This is a genomic window from Simiduia sp. (assembly GCF_058345725.1).
This window is the reverse complement of record NZ_JBTUOC010000084.1, coordinates 1-19,473: the sequence shown is the minus strand read 5'-3', so window position 1 is coordinate 19,473 and position 19,473 is coordinate 1. Positions and strand designations below refer to the sequence as shown.

Sequence of the window (19,473 nt, the reverse complement as noted above, 5' to 3'; positions counted from 1 at the left end):
CTAGTTAATCAGCGTAATGCCGCCTTTTAATGTCAAACTTGCGCCGGCCTTTACTTCGGCTGTGGCGTCGCCCTTACAGGATAAGGTTGTCCCTTTAATGACGATACCCGTAGGGGTCAACTTGATACTCGAACCGCCCACTTTAAGCTCAATAGAGGCTTTAGATGTAATTTTGATAGCACCCTGCACATCAATGGTTTGGGTACCTTTGGCCACCTTAATTTTATGATTGCCCGAACTGATAGAAAGCTCTTGGTTGCCTTTAGAAACGGTTATTTTCTCGTTACCTTCCGCCACCGTGATAGTACGATTTTTAGTCACCTCAAGAGTTTGGTCGTTTTCTACTTTACCTGTCTGGTCATTGTGGATCACATAACGGTGATCCTTACCGGCTTCCATGTAAATCTCTTCTTTGCCCTTTTTGTCCTCAAAGCGCAATTCATTAAACTTGCTACCCTCAAACTCGGTTTTCCAGCCCGACTGTGTAGCTGTGTAGTTGGGGCCAGTGTTAGTGCCGTTATATACAGCGCCTGTTACCACCGGGCGATCCGGATCACCATTGAGGTAGTTAATTACCACTTCCTGACCCACACGCGGGACAAAATTTGCACCCCAATTTTTGCCGGCAAACGACTGCAATACGCGAACCCAGCAGGAGTTTTGTGCAGAATTCCAGGGGAATTTGACTTTCAATTGTGTGTACAAATCTTCAGAGCCATCGGCACCCGTCGCTTTAACTTCAAGCACTGTTGCCACCTGTGGCGAGGTCACCTTGCGGCTAAAGCCGGCAGGGTCTGGCCGAGGCATAACGGCGGCAGGCACCGCTGTCAGTTGATTAGAAAACTGCGTGGTCATGCCATTGCCATCGGTAGCCATGATGTGAACACTGGTTACCAGGTATTTGCCCTTTTCAGAGGCAAGCGTGTGTTCTAAGGAGAATCGACCACCGGCAGTGATACAGGCACAGTCACCTGCCGCATTCACCAAATCAAAGCCCGACTCGATGGCTTCCATCGCTCGCTTGGCAATATCTTTGTTGCCAGCTTCGGTAATTTTATGTGTGTGCGGCTTGTCCGGCTCAAATAAATACTCGCCAAACTTACGGATTTTATAGCCGCTAACTTCATTTAGCGTAGATTTGGTTTTAATATCGTACTTATTGTCTTTATCGGCGGCAAATTCAGAGTAATCTTTAAACTCAAAGCCACCTGTGTGGTAGCAATAGTTTCGCTCCCACGCACTGATTGTACTTTTAGTGGGTTGGCTGCCCGCGCCGTCGTATTCAATAGCGTCTTTGGCGCAATCAAAAAATCCCTGCGCATCATCGGTAATCACCAACTCAGACTTACCGTCGCCATGCACGAAATAGTAGGCCATACCCTCTTCAGCCATTAGACGGCTGACAAAGGCAAAATCTGTCTCTTCAAACTGGACACAGTACTCCCGCGTTTTATAGGTGGCTGTCAGCTTCAGCGACAGCTTTACAACCTTAGAGTATTCGCCGAGTACTTCTTCAAGAATCTGTTTGGCATTTTTACTGTGAAACACCCGATTCTGGCTGCCCAACTGGGTAAACCACAAACCAGGCATAACTATCGCGCGATAGTTGCGCATACCTTCCGCGTTAACATCCAGCATTCCGAGCTGCACGACATAACCGTGCACATAGCGCTGCTGCTCTTCGCCTTCACGGTTTATGGTAACCGTAACAGCCTTGCCCACCAGATCTTGCTGCTTAATGTCATGGTTATCTGACATCAGATCCAGCTCATAGCGATACAACCCAGAAACACTTTCATCGCCCACCAAGCGAGTGGCAATTAGGGCATCTTTCCCCAACGGTGTCTGGATATGGAGCAGGCGGTGGTTTTGATTGACATTAGGCATGACGGAATACTGATCCTTGTAAAGTGTCTTCGATCAAACGCCAGGGAATTATAATCTCCCTGATTATAAACGCCAAAAGGCCGGGGCCCCTGGTAACCAGAGGCGTCCGACCGTGCAAGCAGTTTCGCTTACAGAGGTGTAGCAGTGGTGAGGTCGTAACCAACACGCATGTTTTTGGTGTTCTTGTTAGTCTTGTCAGCGTGAGTCAGGTCAGCTTCTACCTTCGCAAAGCTCAGAGACAAAGACTCTTGTGGCGCACCGCCAGCAGAAGCACTAACGCTGTAAGAAGAGATGATAACTTCTTCCAGAGTGTAAGTAGCGTATTTTTCTACTTTGTTTGCACCAGTCTGCACAACGTGAATTTCCACTTTAACACCGGCGTCGCCAGTAACAGACGCTTTGAACAGGCCGCCTGAAGCAGAGTCCATTGGCTTAGTTACGGTAACTTCGCTGATGCTTGGACGTGATGCTTCACGGTTGGCCATTGCACCGGCTTCCATGGTAATTGCGCGGCCAACACCAAAGTGGAAGTTATCCACTTCAATCCAGTTTGCGTAGCCATCTGCAGTTACGTTACCAGCAGGTGAGTTACCGTTGAAGTTCATGTAAATCGCCATGATTGAATTCCTCTTTCTCGTAGGTCGATGAATGGATAAATGTAACTAAAATTCCAGCAGTCCTTTGTGGAGTAAAGCAACTGCTTCTCTTGCTTCTCAGCAATTGGTGGCCATTAAAACAAAGCCTTGCGCACTTGATAACCCCTTTCGAGCAGACATTAAATTCACTCTGGCACGATTTTTTTGGTTCACTCTGACACCCTTTTATTGGGATGCTGGCGCGCCTATGGCGCGCACCTACAGGCGGTACCAACGCTTAGCTGGGCAGGTACCGAATGGGCTCACAGCTCTACTTGTGATTATTGCGTCCGGCTGACTCTGACACGTTTTTTCAGAAGGCAGAGCTAAAAAAGTTACACGCGCAATGTACGATAGTACCAAATGCCCCCAATTCCGCCTGCTATGTAGCGGAATCCTCGTATCACCCTGCCGCGCTATCGCTCTGCTGCTGAATTTTTTGATGCAAAAAGGCAACACCCAAAAGCGCCAAGCCCAACCCCATAAAAGACGCAACGCGCCAAAGTCCCTCTAAACCGGCCATATCCACCAAAAATATTTTTACTATGACAACCGCCAACAACGCCATACCAGCTTGATAGCAACGCCGACCAAAGCGCCAGCTACCACCAAGCAAAGCCGCCACCGCACACACCAGCCAGGCTGCTGAATAGCTGTACATTTCACCGTCTTTCACCCCGCCCGCCAGCGCAATGGTGCCCTGCCAAAGGTGACGGATTTCGAGACTGATAAATATCCAGGCCGCCAATGCCGCAAACATCTTGGCGTAAGATCTGAAACCCGCCTCGTAATAACGCGCTACCGCCCAGGCCAACGCCACAGGCAAACCATAGGCGAGCAGCACTAGATTAAACAGGGGGCGCTCGCCGACACTGGCCCAAGCCCAGGCCGCATTGGTACAGACAGCAGCGACTAGCACGACGTAATTGAACACTGCAAAACCCAGTAGCAGCCGTCCATAGTAGCGATATGCCTTAGCCAATCGCGCTGCGCGCAAAGATTTCAGGTGGTAGACCACAGCCAGCGCGCTGAACAACATCTGGTTTAGAATGGCCTCCACAAAGGTGAAGTCGCTGCTGTAAGGTTTGGCGTCGTGTAACCAGTAACGCGTCTCTGTCCACACCGTTAGCACAAACAAATGCAATGCTGCCGCCTCCGACCAGCGCGCGAGCTGAGGCATGGCTGTCAGCCAGCGGGTCGCCAATGCGCAACACAGGGTCGCGCCTCCGTAAGTCCACAGAGTCCAATGACCAATGTCGCTGTAACCCGCAAGCCAGGGGTTTAGCGTCAAGCGCACCACTACCAGCACGGCCACTAATTTGAACAACCAACCGATGGAGGGCATCTCAAACTCGCGCATCACCCAAGCTAAGGAGACCAGCTGTACGGCTATCGCCAAAGTCAGGCCCGCCTCCTCAAGCAGCCAAACAGCGAGTAAGGTATAGGCAAAATGCCCTGCCAACAGCAGCCAGGCCACCAGCTCTTTCGGCCAGGCCTTTTGCCGGCTGACAAATGCCAGCCAGAGTGCAAAGGCCCCCAGCACAAAAGCGACGATCGACCATTGCCACAACTGCGTATAACCCCCGGCCAGTAAATAGCCTTGTACCAGCTGTAACACGGGCACTGTGGCGGCCATTGCCGCCCAAGCGCTACTCGCTGTACCGGCGGCTAAATTGCGAATCGCCATCGCCACGGCGACCGAGGCCACTACACCCAGATACAGTAAGTAACCGCCTTGTTCCACTGGCGCTAACGCTGCGATAAACCACTGGTCAGAACCGTGCTGGCGCTGAAGTTGCGCCAACAGAAGCGCAAGGTTGGGTAGCAAGTATGCAAGCCAGGCAAGCGATGTAAAGCGCGGTTGTGCGCGGGCCAAATGAAAGAGCATCAGGGGCATCAACAACCATGCGAAACCGCCGCCCTGCCAGCCTGACTGCCACACGGTAACCCCAGTGGCAGCAACCAATAGCGCAAGGCTGGCAAACACTGGCGGCGCCTTGTCATCGCGCCACAGTTCCTGCAATGGCCACCAGGGCGCTGTGTGGGGCGCGAGCAGAAGCCAGTCACGGCCTGGCATGGCCAGCAGACCATAAGCAAACACCAGCAGATAAGCACAACGCCAGCCATCCGGTTGATTACTGGTCAGGGATATCATCCACCACAATAAGCCACCCGCCACCATGCCCCACCACAGCCAGGGCCGATAGACGTAGCGAAGCAATCCCAACACCGACGCGGAAATAATCAATGCATACAACATCGCCAGCAAGACATTGCCACTGCCAGTAGACACCAGCAGCGGCACGCTATAAGCCCCTATCATGCCAATTGCAGCTAACACCGGGCCGTGCAACAGGGCCAACCACAAGGTCGCCATTGCAACCAGTGCCAAGCACACAAACACCGTCAACGGCGTAAACATCTGGTAGAAGTGCAACGCCGCTAACAGAGCGGCAAACACGGTGATACTGCCGCCCCCCGCCAAGGCCGCAAAAGCTGGGTGATTGCCCAGGCGTGCCCGCAGCCAAAACGCAGCCGCGTGTAGTCCAAGCCCCGTCAATACACCGGCGGCAACCCGCGCGGTAGGTCCGAGCAAGCCTTGCTCAATGGAATATTTGGCGAGAAAAATACCGGCCAATGCCACGCAGGCACCGCCCAGCCACACCATCCACTGCTGTTGGGCCAGCATCCAGAAATCGGGACCAGATTGACGCTCTAGCTGCACCGCTCGCGGAGTCTCATGCACTGGCGCAGTCACTGCTTCTGGTTCCGGTGGCAAATCCAGTGCGAGTTCAAACGCTTGGCTAGCTTGCGCGTCGCCAGCGCCCTTAACGGCCGGCGGTTCCGCTTCTTCAATCGAAGCGCTCGGCGCGACGGATACCTCCGGTCCTAAGCGCCGGCGCAACGCAGACACCTCGGCGCGCAATGATCGGACCTGCACAAAAGCAATCACGCCCAACGCCAGACACAACAACGCTGCCAACAACAGAAGCAGAAAAAACATTACGATAAACTCCATGTACTCGCCTCAACTTGTCAGTCGTTAGTATTGGATTTTTGCTCTGACGGCGCCGTGGCTTCCGCACCCGCATATTTTTCTGCTTTTTTCAGTTGGCGCCTGTGCCGGAAAAAATCACTGAGCAAGGCACTTGCTGCGGCACTTTCAACCCCTCCCGTCACACTTACGCGATGATTCAAAAACGTCCGCGAAAAAAACGTTTCTTGGCTCGCTGCCACCCCAGCCTTGGGCTCGGTGGCACCATAAACCAAGCGCCCAATGCGACCGTGCACCATGGCACCGGCACACATGCTGCACGGTTCCAACGTCACGTACAGGGTTGTGCCGGGCATCCGATAATTTCCCAAGGCCTGCGCAGCGGCACGCAGCGCGATAATCTCGGCGTGTGCACAGGGGTCGTGACTGCTGATGGGCTGATTAAAACCAGCGCCGATCAATTGATTGTCTTTCACGACCACCGCACCCACAGGTACCTCGCCCAGAGCAGCAGCGCGCTCAGCTAACGCAAGCGCTTGCTGCATCCAATATCTATCCCGCGCTTGCAGGTCTGCCGGCGACGTCTCGCTACCCATGGTTTTCTCCCTGCCCCTGAGACTCTGCCGCGCCTGCCAGATAAGCGGACAAATAAAAGTCTGCCTCTACAGCAGGCATTTCGGACCGCAGTAGCGCGCGCTGGGCCGGCGCCAGACGGTAGCTAAAGGGCGTCATAGCCAGCAATTGCTCCAACTGCTCGACGGAATCAAAGGTTAAAGTCGTCTGGACACGCTGTTGTGAAAAACGGGTAAAGCCCGCCGGCGCAATTGGTGCCGTGTGTTCAAGGGGCGTATCGTAAATGTGCTGTTTTAGCGCCATTAAGTGTCTGGGGCCAGGTGTCACCCGCCACAACAGCCCACCCGGCGCCAGCACCCGGCGCACTTCGTCGGGATCGAGGGGCGCAAAGACACAGGTAACGGCCTGAAACTGGCTGCCGGCCAGCGGTAAACGACGGCTGGAGGCCACCGCAAATTCACAGCGACCTAAGCGCCGCTTTGCCGCTAGCCGAACCGCCTCGCGCGAAATATCGACGCCCGCCAGTTGCCATTGCGGGAGCGCCGCGGCCAGCTCGGCGGTGTAATAGCCCTCGCCACAGCCAATATCCAACAACCTGCCCGCGGGCGCTTGTCGAGCCACACCCGAAGCTAGCGCACCGGCCAAGGGCGCGTAAAAACCCGCGTTCAAAAACGCTTGCCGCGCGAGCATCATGGCGCGATTGTCGCCTGGATCGGCGCGCCGTTTTTGATTGGCCAACAGCAAGTGGGTATAGCCCTCTTTGGCGCAGTCAAAACTGTGATTGGCACTACAGCGCCAAGGTGTGTCAGTGCTGATTAAGGGCTGCAGGCAGACAGGGCATTGCCAAGAAATCACTGGGCCAGGTCCGCCAGCTCATTTAAACCCGCGGCAGGTCGTACAAACTCGAATCGGGGCACCCACTCGCCGGCTACTTCCACCTGCTCATTAAACATCTCGAGCGGGCGCGTCCACCAACTGTAATCTCCGTACAAACAACGATAGACCACCAGGGATTCGCGGGTTTCGCTGTGATTGGCCAAGCCATACACCTGGTATTCCTGGCCTTTGTAGTGACGATAGATTCCGGGTTTAACAGACATGATGACTCTCGGTGCTGCAAAACCGCGAGTCTATCAAAAAAGCGAGCGCCCCTCCCCTATTTGCGGCGCCCAAACCAACACCGCCGGCAGCGCCGGCGGTAGGGTGTGTTACGTTACGGGGGTTGAACTACTGCTCAACAAAGGCGCGCTCAATCACATAGTGCCCACTGTTGCCACCGCGCACCTCGTCGAAACCCAATTCATCCAGAATCTTGCAGGTATCTTTTAGCATACTTGGGCTGCCGCAAATCATGAAGCGGTCGTCGTCTGGGTTAATGCGCGGAAGGTCTAAATCGGCTGTGAGCTTTCCCGAGGCCAATAGGTCCGTCAAACGGCCTTGGTTGCGGAACTCTTCCCGCGTGACGGTAGGGTAGTACAACAGTTTCTCGCGCACCTCTTCGCCAAAAAACTCGTTGTTTGGCAACTCTCGCTCGATCAAATCGCGATACGCAAGCTCCGAAACGTAGCGCACGCCATGGGTCAGAATGACTTTGTCGTACTGCGCATAGACTTCGGGATCTTTAATAATGCTCATAAAGGGCGCCAAACCAGTGCCGGTAGAAATCAGCCACAAATGCTTGCCGGGCAACAGGTTATCTGTCACCAAGGTACCCGTTGTTTTGCGATTTATAATGATCTCATCACCCGGTTTGACCTGCTGCAACTGAGAGGTCAACGGGCCATCCGGCACCTTGATAGAAAAGAATTCCAACTGCTCTTCATAGTTGGCACTGGCGATGCTGTAGGCGCGCAGCAGGGGGCGTCCGCCCTCTTGCTCTAAGCCCATCATGGTGAAATGCCCATTGCGAAACCGAAAGCCGGCGTCGCGGGTGGTTTTAAAGCTGAACAACGTGTCGTTCCAGTGGTGCACTTCCAACACGGTCTCTTTAATCAAGTTGCTCATAGGGCCTCCAATCGTCATTGGGCACAGCCTAGCGGCCGCCCAATAATTGGTAAATCAGGATATATTGATATATGTTATCGGTTTTATGGATATAAAGACCATGAGTCTTCACTTTACGCTGCGCCAGTTACAAGTGTTTCTGGCCGTGGCACACCACCACAATGTGAGCCGGGCGGCTGAATCACTGGCCATGTCCCAATCCGCCTGCTCCAGCGCCCTCAAAGACTTGGAGGCACAGTACAACCTGCAGCTCTTTGATCGCGTGGGTAAACGTTTGCGGCCCAACGAACTGGGCGAGCATCTTAGGCCCCAGGCCGAAGCACTGTTGGCGCAGGCACAGGCCTTTGAGCTTTCGCTCAGCCAGCAACCGGGCGCCGGCCAGCTGCGCATTGGCGCCACCTTAACCATTGGAAACTACCTGGCCGTCTCGCTCATTAATCGCTACCTGCAAGATGCGCCGGGCAACCGGGTTAAACTGGACGTGGCCAATACAGCGCAAATCACCGAGGCACTTCTGAATTTTGACATCGACGTGGGTCTGATCGAGGGTGAAGTGCACCACCCTGCCCTGCAGGCTCGGCGCTGGCAAACCGATGAGTTAGTGTGCTTCTGCGCACCGGATCATCCACTGGCAAAGGCCGAAGCGCTGAATGATGCAGACCTGTTGGCGGCGCGCTGGATCTTGCGAGAACCCGGGTCGGGCACCCGACAAACCTTTGATCGGGGTATGCACGGCCTGCTGCCCCAACTGGATATCCTATTGGAGCTACAGCACACAGAGGCCATCAAGCGCTCCGTTGAGGCTGGACTGGGGATTTCCTGCCTGTCAAAAATATCCCTGGTGGACGCCTTTAAACGCGGCTCGCTGGTGCCATTGGCAACGCCCCACCGGGACTTTTCGCGGGATCTTTATATTGTATTGCACCAACAAAAATACCAAGGTGCTGGCTTGCAGCGTTGGCTCGCCATTTGTGAGGAGGCCGCACAGTTGGTGTAGGGCCAGGTGTGACAGCAGCCGCTAGTCGTCGTCCAGCTCGAACAATTCGTCCAGGGGCAGACCATCGAAGGGCTTACTGTCTTCGATAACCAGTTGCGAATGCATTTTTTCTATACCCAACTCCTGCTCCAACAGGCCTTCGCTCAACCTATTGAACTGGGCGGCATCGACGCATAGAAATTCCAAAATATAGTCGTACTCGCCCGAAATTTTATAGCAGCGAATCACCTGTGGCATGGCGCCAATGGCTTGCTTGAATTCGCGATTCACTTTGGGGTCTTGAGACACCAAAGACACATTCACTAAAAAGTGCACATGCCGCAATTTCGTTAAATTCAAACTGGCACTGTAGCCGGCGATCCACTTCTGAGCCTGCAGCTTTTTCACCCGCGAAAGGCACGCGGATTCCGATAGCGATACTTTTTCGGCCAGACGCGCATTGCTAATACGCGCATCCAGCTGTAACGCGTTCAAAATTTTCAAATCTATTTTGTCAAACTTCATGGCTAAGCTCGTGCACTTTCCCGTGGTTGCTCACCGTCCTCGACACCCGCCTGCTGAGCCATTTCTTCCTCCAGCGCAGCGCGTTCCGCATCGGTAATAGGGATAATTTTAAACTGTGAGTAACCGTAAATGGCAGATATTAGCGGGTTCACCAAATTGAAGAAGCAATAGGGCAAATAAGCCAAGGTGGCCACCCCTAAGGTACCAGCCATATAAGCCCCGCAGGTGTTCCAGGGAATCAGCGGCGAGGTAATCGTGGCGGAATCTTCTAGCGTGCGCGACAAGTTGAGCGGGCTTAAGCCGCGCTTGGCAAATTCCAAACGGAACATTCGGCCGGGCAGTACAATTGCAATGTATTGATCTGCAGTCACAATATTGGTGCCAATACACGTTAATATAGTCGACACGACGAGACCGCCTACGGACTTGGCAAAGCGTAATATTGCAGCAATTAACGCCTCCAGAATACCCACCCGCTCGATGATGGCTCCCATCACCATTGCGCTGATAATTAACCAGATGGTGGTAAGCATGGAGCTCATACCGCCGCGCGACAGCAGGCTATCAATTTGCGCATTGCCAGTGGTGGCCACATAACCGTCGGCGAAGGCCATCCACACGCCCTTAAATAAGCCCAATGCCACCGGCAAATCGGCAGAGTCGGCAAACTTCAGAACCGCCTCTGCCTGAAAGATAACGGCAAACACCGCGCCCAGCAATGCACCCAAAAATATACTGATCATGGCCGGCACTTTTTTATAGGCCAGCACAAATACAGCTAACAGGGGAATCAGTAGCCAGAGATTGATTGCAAAGTTGGCTTCAAGCAGGGTTAACATCGCCTGCATTTGATCGTCGGCGGCCGCGGTTTCGGCGCGCAACCCGATGACCAAAAACAGTGTAAGCGCGATGATAATTGAAGGCGTGGTGGTCCACACCATGTGGCGAATGTGCGAGAACAGATCTGAGCCCACCACGGCGGGCGCCAAATTTGTGGTATCGCTTAAGGGCGACATTTTATCGCCAAAATACGCACCGGAAATAATCGCGCCCGCAGTAATCTCCACAGATAAGCCCAAGCCCGCGGCCGTGCCGATCAGACCAATACCGATGGTGCCCGCCGTCGTCCACGAGCTGCCAATGCTCACGCTGACCAAGGCACACACCAAACAGGAAGCGGCGTAGAACCAACTCGGGTCCATCAATTGCAGGCCGTAGTAAATCATGGTGGGCACGGTGCCCGCCAATATCCAACTGCCGATCAGCATGCCCACCAACAGCAGGATCAATATGGCGCCCAGTGCCACTGAAATGCCCTTAAATATTGCCGCCTGCAAAGCGGGCCATGGGATACCTGCTCGCCAGCCCATGAGTCCCGCTACGGCTGCGCTTAAGCACAGCGCAATCTGATTAGCCCCCTGAGAGGAACTATCGCCAAACAAATAAACAGAGAGGCTTAACAGTGCAAAAAGGGTGAGCGTAGGCAGGGCAATTTCCCAGGCCGCCAATGGTCTTGACATAAAAGGATCACTTTTCCGGTTATTATTCTGCTGCCCCACTTGTGGCAGGGCAGAGGGCGTTCGAGCGCCACATGGTAAACATAGCGCGAGGTAAGTGCCAGCGGCACTGGCTCTTCACAGGTGTTCAGCCGGCACGGCGCCCGGCGTCCAGGGCAAGCATCTGCGCCATATTATCCATGGCTTTGCTGAGTACGGATATGGGTTGTGCCAGGGTAATGCGCACATAGTCTGTGGTGACCTCGCCAAAACCCGCACCCGGCACCACGGAAACACCCGCCTCGTCCAGTAACCGCTCGGCAAAGACCTGGCCAGAAGACGCCACCTGGGAGGTGCGCATCATGACAAACATGCCGGCATCTGGTGTCTCTGCACTGACGCCGGGCATGGCATTGATGCGCTCAACCAGATAATCTCTGCGCTTTTTATACTCGTCGCGCATTTGCGCCACATAATAATCGTCGTGACGCAAAGCAAAGGCTGCCGCGTCCTGAATAAATTGCGGGCAACCAAAGACACTGGCACCTGCCAGGTTGGTCAAATGCGGCACCAGCGATTGCGGCGCCACCACCCAACCAATTCGCCACCCGCTCATGGCGTGGGATTTGGACAGTCCATCTACCATGATCACATTGTCCAGCTCGGCGGCGGCGGCGCGCAGGCTAACGTGGCGTTGTTTAAAGGTGATCATGGAATACACCTCGTCCGAGATCAGCCACACACCGCGTGCGCGCGTGTACTCGGCCAGCTCCGCCAACTCCTCCTGAGAGATCATATTGCCGCAGGGGTTACCCGGCGTATTGACAATCACCGCCGTGGTTTTATCGGTAATTGCGGCCTTCATGGCCGCCATATCCAGGGCAAAATTGGCCTCGGACTTCAAAGCAACCGGCACGGTTTTAACACCGACAGCGTCAAATACGCCGCAGTAACCCACGTACATGGGGTCGGGCACCACCACCTCATCGCCCGGGTTACAGATACAACTAAACACGCTGTACAACGCATTGGTTCCACCGGGGAAAATGACAATATCTTCCGGTTTACAGGGGTGTGGAGAGGTTTTACTTTCGAGTTCGGCCACCGCCTCGCGCAGCGCCAATTCACCCTGGGCCGGGGAGTAATGCGTGCGATCGCGCTTCATGGCAGCCAGCGCCTGGTAAAAAATGGGCTCTGGCGTGGGGAAATCGGGATCACCCACACACAGCAAGATGACATCTTCACCGCGCGCTTGCATTGCCAGCGCCCGATCGTGGACGGCCCAGACTTCGCTGGCTTCGCCGTCTAAGCGACGGGCCACCTGGCTAATAGGCAAAGAGGGAACAGAAGACATTGAGAACACCTGCGCTGAGTCATATAAAGATGACAACAGCTTAGCGCTCAGACTGCGCAGAGGTTATGTTTCTCGCCCGCCCCCGCAAGCCACCCTGCGGCCACAGGTGGCTCAGGGCGAAGATTCTGCGCTAGCGGGAAAACACGACGGTCTTATTGCCATTCAACAGCACCCGGTGCTCAGCATGCCAGCGCAGGGCGCGGTTTAGCACTACCGCCTCGATGTCCCGGCCTATCTCCGTCAGCTCTTCTGGCGTATTGACGTGTGTAACCCGCTCGACAGCCTGCTCAATTATAGGGCCTTCATCCAAATCTGCAGTCACGTAATGGGCCGTGGCGCCAATCAACTTTACGCCGCGATCAAAGGCTTGGTAGTAGGGCCTAGCACCTTTAAAGCCGGGCAGAAAAGAGTGGTGAATATTAATGGCCCGGCCGGCCAGTTGCTGACACAGGTTGTCGGACAGAATTTGCATGTAGCGTGCAAGCACCAGGCAATCAGCGGCCCCCTGCTCCATCAATGCCAGCAACCGCGACTCTTGCTCCGCTTTCGTTTCGCGGCTAATGGGCAGGTGATGAAACGGCAGCTGATACCACTCCACCAGCTCGCGCATCACTTCGTGGTTAGACACCACCCCCACGATTTCCACAGGCAAGGTGCCCTGCTTCCAGGCGCTGAGTAAATTGTGCAGGCAGTGACCCCACTGGCTTACCGCCACCAGCACCTTGAGCTTGCGATCGGCATCCACTAGCTGCCAATCCATGCCGTAGCGCTTGGCCACGGGCACAAAGGCTGCTTTGACTTCATCAAGCGTCAAGGACTGCTCGGTGGCGTCCAACACCGTGCGCATAAAAAAGCGCCGGTTCTCTACATCTTCAAACTGGTGCGATTCCCGAATGTTAAAGCCCTGCGCCGCGAACAATGCTGCTACATTCGCCACTATGCCGGGCTGGTCTTCACAACTTAACTTTAAAATAATCTCTCTAACGGCGGTCACGGGGTCCTCTCTGACTCAGGTGAGCAATGGCTGCTTTGGCAATAAGGTCGCGCCAAAACCTGTTAGTCAGGCGGTTAATAGCGCGCTGACCGCATTCTACACGAGCAATTGGCAGAGGGCGCCCCTCACCAGCTTGGGTTATGCGCAATTTTGCCAATTCGGTTTACACTGGCAGCCATTGCCATCCCATCTGTCTATTAGAGGTTCCTATGGGTCGCCCGGTCATCGCTATTACCGCTGAAACGCTCGACAAGCACAAAGGTGCAGACACCACCACCTACTACCAGGTGATGGCAAAGTATATTGCGCCGGTCGTGGATCTCATGGGCGCGCTGCCCCTGATACTGCCGCCACTGGGCGACAAGTTGGATACCGAGACCCTGCTAAACCGGGTAGATGGCGTACTGCTAACCGGCGGCGTCTCCAATATCGAACCCCATCACTACCAGGGCGGACAAAGTTACCCAGGCTGCCCCCACGACCCCAATCGCGACGCCACAGTGCTACCCTTGATCAAACACATCATTGCACGGGGGATACCGCTATTTGGTATTTGTCGGGGGTTTCAGGAAATGAACGTCGCCTACGGTGGCAGCCTGTACCAACAATTGCACCTGGAAGCGGATCTGGCACTACACAATCAGGTCGTCGATTTTGACGCCCCGGCCGATGCGCTCTACGCCGACGTCCACGACTTACACATAGCGCCGGACGGCCTGTTGGCAAGCATTACCGACGGCCCGGTACAGCGCGTCAATTCGATTCATGGGCAGGGCATTAAAACCCTGGGCGCGGGCTTGCAGATTGAAGGCACCAGCCCCGACGGATTGATCGAAGCCTTCAGTGTTCAAGCCGCACCGGCCTTTGCACTGGCCGTGCAGTGGCATCCAGAGTGGAAGCCCACGCAGAACACGATGTACCAGGCCATGTGGCACGCCTTTGCCAAGGCTGCCACTGACTACGCGAGCCGCCATCAATAGCGAAACTCAGTATCAGAAACTACTGCCGGGTTGCTGCAAAAAGGCAATTTCTTCGGGCGTTGAAGCGCGCCCCAAAATTTTGTTGCGGTGCGGGTAGCGGCCAAAGCGGTCGATAATTGCCTTGTGTCGACGCTCAAACTCGGCACTGTCGTCGCCATCCAAGGATTCAAAAAGCACCAGGGCCCGCGCGTGCACGGCTGCACTCTCACTGTGCATAAACGGCATGTATAAAAATTGCTTGTGCGTGTTGCTCAACTGTTTATCAAAACCGCTGTCAATAGCCGCGCTGGCCACAGCCAGCGCCTGGGCATCGGCGGCAAAGGCGCGTGGCTGATCGCGAAATATGTTGCGGGAAAACTGATCTAACACCAATACCAAAGCCAGACTCGTATCCGCCGCCGATAACCAGGCTTGACAGCCTCCGGCCACTGCGTGTGCGTGCAAAGTGCCAAACCGCGCTGCGATAAGCTGATCAAAAGCGGGATCTTTTTTCCACCACTGTTTGGGTTCAATCTCGTCAAACCAAAAAGTTAATACCTGCGCAGCCGTTTCCATATATAGCCCCTGATACGGATGAAAAACACCGAGCGCACTGCACGGTGTCCGAAATACTTGGTGCCAGCGCGCGAAAAACTGCAGCCCTGCAGCCAGCACTGAGCGGCACTTGGCAATCAACGTCGCCAAACCGCCCGCGCATGGCAATCCTGTTAATCGCTAGGTCAACGACAAACTTCGCGCAAAGGCGCCAACAACCCTACACTGCCCAACAAGGCCATTGACTGTCAATGCAGTGCCGATGTCGTTAGACTGGCCGTCTCAGTAAACAGGAGTCGCGTGTGCGCAAAAAATTAACCAGTATTTGGCCCCTATTTTTCGGGATGTTATTAATCGGCTTGTGCGTGGGTGCGCAGGGCACATTAATCGGCCTGCGCGCCGCGCTAGAAGGCTTTCCCACCGCACTTACCGGCCTGATCATGTCGGCCTATTACCTGGGTTTTTTATTGGGGGCGCATCGCGGCCAAAAAGTTATACGCCGCGTGGGACACGTACGGGCCTTTGGCGCACTCACCGCCCTGTCGTCTTTATGTGTCTTGCTGCACTCTGTGTACGTCAATCCGTGGGCCTGGGCAGCCACGCGTTTTATCACAGGCTTCGCCATGTGCGGCATCTACCTGGTGGCGGAGTCCTGGCTTAACCAGGCAGCTGACGACTCCAACCGCGGCAAAATTTTATCCCTATATATGATGACACTGTTGGGCGGCATACTGGGTGGTCAGTTTCTGCTGAACCTGGCAGACCCACTCAGCTTTGAACTGTTTAGCCTGATCTCTATTCTAATGAGCGCCGCAGCCATTCCCATTTTGGTGACTGCAACCCCGACGCCCGCCATCACGCCCGCCCCCACCATTAGCCCATTGAAACTGTTTCAGTGGGCGCCCTTTGGCTTGACCGGCGTATTCCTTATTCAGATGTGCAGCGCCATGATATTTGGTATGGCACCGGTATACGCCACTTTGGTGGGCTTTGACACGGAAAGCGTCGCCTGGATTATGGGCGCCATTGTCGCCGGCGCGCTGATTCTGCAGTGGCCGCTGGGCTTGCTGGCCGACACGTTTAACCGCCGCACAGTGGCCACCACACTAACGGCAACAGCGGCGCTGTTTGCCATACTTACCGGCCTTTACGGCGACCACTCACTGCTGATGCTGCTCTGCTTAATCGGATTATTTGGCGGTTTTACACTGCCGTTGTACGCAGTATTCTCCGCGCTGGTTAACGACTTCATGCGCCCGGAAAAAATTGTGGCCGCCAGCAGCACCATTCTATTGGTAGGTGGCGTTGGCGCCTCACTCGGCCCCCTGTTGATCGCCCCAATGCTCGACGTCCTCGGACCGAAAGGCTTTTTCTGGGGCTGTGCTGCCAGTTTACTGTTGATCACACTGTACGGCCTGTACCGCATGGCGCGATTCCCCTATGCCGCCCGCGACGATGTACACGAAATGAGTCTGGTACCGGGCGGTAACATTGGCGCCGGCTTGATCGCCGATGACAGCGCTTTAGCGGCCGCGACAGATCCAAAAAAATAACCGCCGCTAACAGCCTCTACAATTGAATTTGAATAGAGCGGTAGCGGCTTATAAACAGTATCTCTAACCAGCCCCATGGCGTTATGGGCCGACAGCCGCCAAGCCCCAGCGGGCCTGACCTAAGGGTGCAAGGCCCCTCAAGGCGCCGTTGCGCTATCACCATTTTGCCAATTGGCCCGCACAGAGGGCGCCCCAGATTGACTATACTGAAGTCAGGTGCCGCATCTGCAACAGGGAAGGTCGACGGGAGGCACTTGCGGCAAACGCCCGCTCTGTGCAAATCTGGCCGCTATCAGGCGAGAATCGGATGTGATTGCATCCCAACTGGGCACAATGCCGTATACAGCAAGCGAGGCGCACCGCCCCGATTGAGCTGTTGGTTGTCGGGCCCTCTTCGGGCTCAACAGGCTCGGGCATAACCGGTTGCGCTCGGTGTTGTACAAAGGGTCTAGGACTCGTTTACTGACATGAGTGACGTAACTGTGAAAAAGTATTTCCTCTGTTTCTGCGTCTGCCTGTTCAGCCAGTGGAGCCCGGCGCTTTCAGCGCAGGAGCCCGCCACCGACTATTTAATCTCTCCCGACGAAAGTGGCGAAGACAACCTCACGCCGATTCAACGCGCAGATAAACCGCCACAGTCATCTGCACGCGCCTATCTGTCGGCTATCGAAGATATTGAAGCCGAGTACGGGGCCTACGACCTGCAACTTTCACAACACCTGGCCAGTCTGGGCAAGCATTTTCAAGAGGCCGGCGATCACGCAGAGGCCATAGAGCTGTTTAAACGCGCCATGCACGTGCAACGCATCAATCTGGGCCTGTACGATATGGGCCAGGCGCCGCTGCTGGAAAACCTTATCGAAAGCCAGATTGCCCTAGGGCAGTGGGAAGATGCCAACGACCGCTACCAATACCTCTATTGGCTGCACCGCCGCAATTACGGCACCGACGACCCGCGCATGCTGCCTATAATCAATAAACTCAGCAATTGGCACCTAAACGCCTATGCGCTGAACGTTAGCGGCGGCCTGTTTTACCACCTTATTAACGCCCACAACCTCTATAAAATAGCCGCAGATATCGTCAGCAATGCCTACGGCAAGAATGATCTGCGTATGATTGGCCCGCTTAAAGGCCTGGCCGCTTCCAATTACTTTCTGGCCACCTATCAAGCGGCGAACCAAAACAAAATGTCGGTGTCTAATGGTTCAATGCCCGCCAGTGAAGAAGATCGGGCCAAGCTGCAGCAATACATCATCAACAGTTATAACAGCGGTCGCTCGGCGATTAACAGGATGGTGGACGTGTACAGCAACAACCCAGATGCTCCGCCCACCTCTGAGGTGCGCGCACAAGTTGCCCTGGGAGATTGGCATTTACTGTTTGGCAAATGGCATTCAGCCATGGAAATATATCAAAACAGCTATCAAAAGCTGGTGGCCAGCGAGGCCGACCCCAAGTTAATTGAAGAGCTGTTTAACAAACCTGTACCACTGCCGGATCTGCCGTTGATCGACATCGGCCACAAGTCGGATATCAATACGGAAAACTTTGTGCTCGCGCAGTTTGATGTCAACGCTTACGGACGCGCCACCCGCATAGAAATAGTGGACGCCTTTCCCGTCGAGGACAACCGCATGCGCTCGCGTGTACGCCGGACATTAAAACAGGCAAAATTTCGTCCACGCCTTGAAAATGGCGAAGCTGTCACCACGAAAAATGTCACTCACAGATACCTCTTTTCGGACAATCAATCATGACCCAGCGCCCACTGAAAAGATGCTTAATGAGCGCCGCAGCCCTGATCGCGGCACTTGCGCTTGCCGGCTGCAAACAAGAACAACAGCAAAGCCAGCAGCAACAACAGCCACCTTCACCGGCCAGCCCTTCCAGCAGCCAGAAGCCGGCCTCCAGCTCCGCCAGCCAGTCTTCGGGTCGACAGCAATCGCAAAGCGAGTCGACGGCCAGCAGCAAAGGTCAGTCGTCGCCCAGCCAACAGCAAAGCAAAAACAGCCAAAGCCAGGGCTCGCCGTCGGCCAGCAGCGGTCAACAGGGCCAGGCAAGCAGTGATGTCTTCAGCCAACCCCAGCCCAATTCAGGCGCACAGGCCAGCGGTGACGCCAGCGCAGAGGCGCAGGCTGAAAACGCCGCCGCTGGTGCCCAAGACGCTGCCCAAGCCAGTGCGGACAGCGCCACTGGCGATCAAGGTCAAGCGAAAGACATAGACTTTTCAGAGGAGGAAGCGGCCGCCAGCAGTGCCTCTGCCAGCACCGCAAGCAGCGCTGCCAGCGCACAATACGCCGCTCAATCGAGCAGTAGTGCCAGTGGATCGCAATCAGCCAGCGGCGGGCAGACCGGAGGCAGCCAAGCGCCGAGTGGTTCGGCAGCGCAGAGTGCGGGTACCGCCGGCTCTGCGGCTAGCCAGGGCTCCGCCGGCGCCCGGGGTCAAGCCTCGGGCCCGGGTCTGCCACCGGCGGGCCAGGTAGCCGGCCAAGGTGCGCAGCCGGCGGGCGGTGCCAACGCGGGAGAACTCAACGACAAGTTTGAATCCACCATTGCCAGCTACGATGGCATGATTCTGCGCGAACGCGACTACATTGCCAACCGCCGCAATCAGCAGGGCAGCGAAGACAAAGTGGCGCAAGTCCAGGGGCCCATCTTTGACGAGGGCGACCTAGCCGACGGCAACGACCCTCAGGGTGCTGGCGCGGGTCAGGGCCCACAGGGCGTCGAAGGCCAGGGTAACGGCAACGGCAGCCAACCTGTTGGCGGTCAGGCCCGCCAGGGCGAATACACCACCGTAGCCGCAGCCGCGCCACCACCTGACATACCATCGGGCGACGACGACGATGTGGTAGCGCGTCAGATTCGCGAGGCCGCACTGCGCGAAACAGACCCTAAACTGCGCGAAAAATTGTGGGATGAGTACCGCAAGTACAAAAACAAAAATGCAAAGGGATCGTCATG

17 protein-coding genes are annotated in these 19,473 nt (G+C 55.3%); 5 read left to right on the top strand and 12 right to left on the bottom strand.

What is annotated here, in order from left to right:
• From ACW8F6_RS16750 to ACW8F6_RS16720, 7 genes are all read right to left on the bottom strand, one after another.
• A complete protein-coding gene (locus ACW8F6_RS16750; protein ID WP_491577030.1) occupies positions 1–1,887 on the bottom strand; it encodes a type VI secretion system Vgr family protein in 1,887 nt (628 codons plus the stop codon).
• A gap of 128 nt (positions 1,888–2,015) precedes the next feature.
• Complete coding sequence (locus ACW8F6_RS16745; protein WP_491577029.1) at positions 2,016–2,504, bottom strand: Hcp family type VI secretion system effector; 489 nt, start codon at positions 2,502–2,504, stop codon at positions 2,016–2,018.
• A gap of 421 nt (positions 2,505–2,925) precedes the next feature.
• The gene (locus ACW8F6_RS16740) at positions 2,926–5,541 is read right to left on the bottom strand and encodes a DUF2339 domain-containing protein (RefSeq protein WP_491577028.1); all 2,616 of its coding nucleotides are present in this window, start codon (positions 5,539–5,541) and stop codon (positions 2,926–2,928) included.
• A gap of 17 nt (positions 5,542–5,558) precedes the next feature.
• Positions 5,559–6,113 carry a tRNA adenosine(34) deaminase TadA gene (gene tadA, locus ACW8F6_RS16735; protein WP_491577027.1) on the bottom strand — a complete coding sequence of 185 codons (555 nt, stop codon included), beginning with the start codon at positions 6,111–6,113 and terminating at the stop codon, positions 5,559–5,561.
• The gene (locus tag ACW8F6_RS16730) at positions 6,106–6,945 is read right to left on the bottom strand and encodes a putative RNA methyltransferase (protein ID WP_491577026.1); all 840 of its coding nucleotides are present in this window, start codon (positions 6,943–6,945) and stop codon (positions 6,106–6,108) included. Before ACW8F6_RS16730 ends, tadA begins: the two co-directional genes overlap by 8 nt.
• Positions 6,942–7,190 carry a DUF1653 domain-containing protein gene (locus ACW8F6_RS16725; protein WP_491577025.1) on the bottom strand — a complete coding sequence of 83 codons (249 nt, stop codon included), beginning with the start codon at positions 7,188–7,190 and terminating at the stop codon, positions 6,942–6,944. The genes ACW8F6_RS16730 and ACW8F6_RS16725 overlap by 4 nt, the downstream gene beginning before the upstream one ends.
• 127 nt (positions 7,191–7,317) lie before the next feature.
• A complete protein-coding gene (locus ACW8F6_RS16720; protein WP_491577024.1) occupies positions 7,318–8,094 on the bottom strand; it encodes a ferredoxin--NADP reductase in 777 nt (258 codons plus the stop codon).
• Between the two features lie 100 nt (positions 8,095–8,194).
• On the opposite strand from ACW8F6_RS16720, the gene ACW8F6_RS16715 reads away from it, so the two are divergent.
• A complete protein-coding gene (locus tag ACW8F6_RS16715) occupies positions 8,195–9,091 on the top strand; it encodes a LysR family transcriptional regulator (protein WP_491577023.1) in 897 nt (298 codons plus the stop codon).
• A gap of 21 nt (positions 9,092–9,112) precedes the next feature.
• Here the strand turns inward: ACW8F6_RS16715 and ACW8F6_RS16710 are convergent, their stop codons facing one another.
• The 4 genes from ACW8F6_RS16710 to purU form a co-directional block, all read right to left on the bottom strand.
• Positions 9,113–9,595 carry an Lrp/AsnC family transcriptional regulator gene (locus tag ACW8F6_RS16710; protein ID WP_491577022.1) on the bottom strand — a complete coding sequence of 161 codons (483 nt, stop codon included), beginning with the start codon at positions 9,593–9,595 and terminating at the stop codon, positions 9,113–9,115.
• A gap of 2 nt (positions 9,596–9,597) precedes the next feature.
• Complete coding sequence (gene nhaC / locus ACW8F6_RS16705; RefSeq protein WP_491577021.1) at positions 9,598–11,115, bottom strand: Na+/H+ antiporter NhaC; 1,518 nt, start codon at positions 11,113–11,115, stop codon at positions 9,598–9,600.
• 124 nt (positions 11,116–11,239) lie between these two features.
• Positions 11,240–12,445 carry a pyridoxal phosphate-dependent aminotransferase gene (locus ACW8F6_RS16700; RefSeq protein ID WP_491577020.1) on the bottom strand — a complete coding sequence of 402 codons (1,206 nt, stop codon included), beginning with the start codon at positions 12,443–12,445 and terminating at the stop codon, positions 11,240–11,242.
• A gap of 130 nt (positions 12,446–12,575) precedes the next feature.
• Positions 12,576–13,439 carry a formyltetrahydrofolate deformylase gene (purU, locus tag ACW8F6_RS16695; protein WP_491577019.1) on the bottom strand — a complete coding sequence of 288 codons (864 nt, stop codon included), beginning with the start codon at positions 13,437–13,439 and terminating at the stop codon, positions 12,576–12,578.
• Positions 13,440–13,648: 209 nt separating this feature from the next.
• On the opposite strand from purU, the gene ACW8F6_RS16690 reads away from it, so the two are divergent.
• Positions 13,649–14,419 carry a gamma-glutamyl-gamma-aminobutyrate hydrolase family protein gene (locus tag ACW8F6_RS16690; RefSeq protein ID WP_491577018.1) on the top strand — a complete coding sequence of 257 codons (771 nt, stop codon included), beginning with the start codon at positions 13,649–13,651 and terminating at the stop codon, positions 14,417–14,419.
• A 12-nt stretch (positions 14,420–14,431) separates the two neighbouring features.
• Here ACW8F6_RS16690 and ACW8F6_RS16685 read toward each other — a convergent pair whose 3' ends face one another.
• Complete coding sequence (locus ACW8F6_RS16685) at positions 14,432–14,974, bottom strand: DUF924 family protein (protein ID WP_491577017.1); 543 nt, start codon at positions 14,972–14,974, stop codon at positions 14,432–14,434.
• Between the two features lie 281 nt (positions 14,975–15,255).
• Here ACW8F6_RS16685 and ACW8F6_RS16680 point away from each other — a divergent pair, with 281 nt between their 5' ends.
• The 3 genes from ACW8F6_RS16680 to ACW8F6_RS16670 form a co-directional block, all read left to right on the top strand.
• A complete protein-coding gene (locus ACW8F6_RS16680) occupies positions 15,256–16,506 on the top strand; it encodes an MFS transporter (RefSeq protein WP_491577016.1) in 1,251 nt (416 codons plus the stop codon).
• Positions 16,507–16,973: 467 nt separating this feature from the next.
• A complete protein-coding gene (locus ACW8F6_RS16675) occupies positions 16,974–18,266 on the top strand; it encodes a hypothetical protein (RefSeq protein ID WP_491577015.1) in 1,293 nt (430 codons plus the stop codon).
• A 26-nt stretch (positions 18,267–18,292) separates the two neighbouring features.
• The coding region (locus ACW8F6_RS16670; RefSeq protein WP_491577014.1) for a hypothetical protein at positions 18,293–19,473 on the top strand (1,181 nt) is incomplete at its 3' end.

What these genes read in the sequence shown, in the direction of transcription:
- ACW8F6_RS16750 (WP_491577030.1), bottom strand. Translation starts at nt 1,887, where the DNA reads ATGCCTAATGTCAATCAAAACCACCGCCTGCTCCATATCCAGACACCG.
- ACW8F6_RS16745 (WP_491577029.1), bottom strand. Translation starts at nt 2,504, where the DNA reads ATGGCGATTTACATGAACTTCAACGGTAACTCACCTGCTGGTAACGTA.
- ACW8F6_RS16740 (WP_491577028.1), bottom strand. Translation starts at nt 5,541, where the DNA reads ATGGAGTTTATCGTAATGTTTTTTCTGCTTCTGTTGTTGGCAGCGTTG.
- tadA (WP_491577027.1), bottom strand. Translation starts at nt 6,113, where the DNA reads ATGGGTAGCGAGACGTCGCCGGCAGACCTGCAAGCGCGGGATAGATAT.
- ACW8F6_RS16725 (WP_491577025.1), bottom strand. Translation starts at nt 7,190, where the DNA reads ATGTCTGTTAAACCCGGAATCTATCGTCACTACAAAGGCCAGGAATAC.
- ACW8F6_RS16720 (WP_491577024.1), bottom strand. Translation starts at nt 8,094, where the DNA reads ATGAGCAACTTGATTAAAGAGACCGTGTTGGAAGTGCACCACTGGAAC.
- ACW8F6_RS16715 (WP_491577023.1), top strand. Translation starts at nt 8,195, where the DNA reads ATGAGTCTTCACTTTACGCTGCGCCAGTTACAAGTGTTTCTGGCCGTG.
- ACW8F6_RS16710 (WP_491577022.1), bottom strand. Translation starts at nt 9,595, where the DNA reads ATGAAGTTTGACAAAATAGATTTGAAAATTTTGAACGCGTTACAGCTG.
- nhaC (WP_491577021.1), bottom strand. Translation starts at nt 11,115, where the DNA reads ATGTCAAGACCATTGGCGGCCTGGGAAATTGCCCTGCCTACGCTCACC.
- ACW8F6_RS16700 (WP_491577020.1), bottom strand. Translation starts at nt 12,445, where the DNA reads ATGTCTTCTGTTCCCTCTTTGCCTATTAGCCAGGTGGCCCGTCGCTTA.
- ACW8F6_RS16690 (WP_491577018.1), top strand. Translation starts at nt 13,649, where the DNA reads ATGGGTCGCCCGGTCATCGCTATTACCGCTGAAACGCTCGACAAGCAC.
- ACW8F6_RS16685 (WP_491577017.1), bottom strand. Translation starts at nt 14,974, where the DNA reads ATGGAAACGGCTGCGCAGGTATTAACTTTTTGGTTTGACGAGATTGAA.
- ACW8F6_RS16675 (WP_491577015.1), top strand. Translation starts at nt 16,974, where the DNA reads ATGAGTGACGTAACTGTGAAAAAGTATTTCCTCTGTTTCTGCGTCTGC.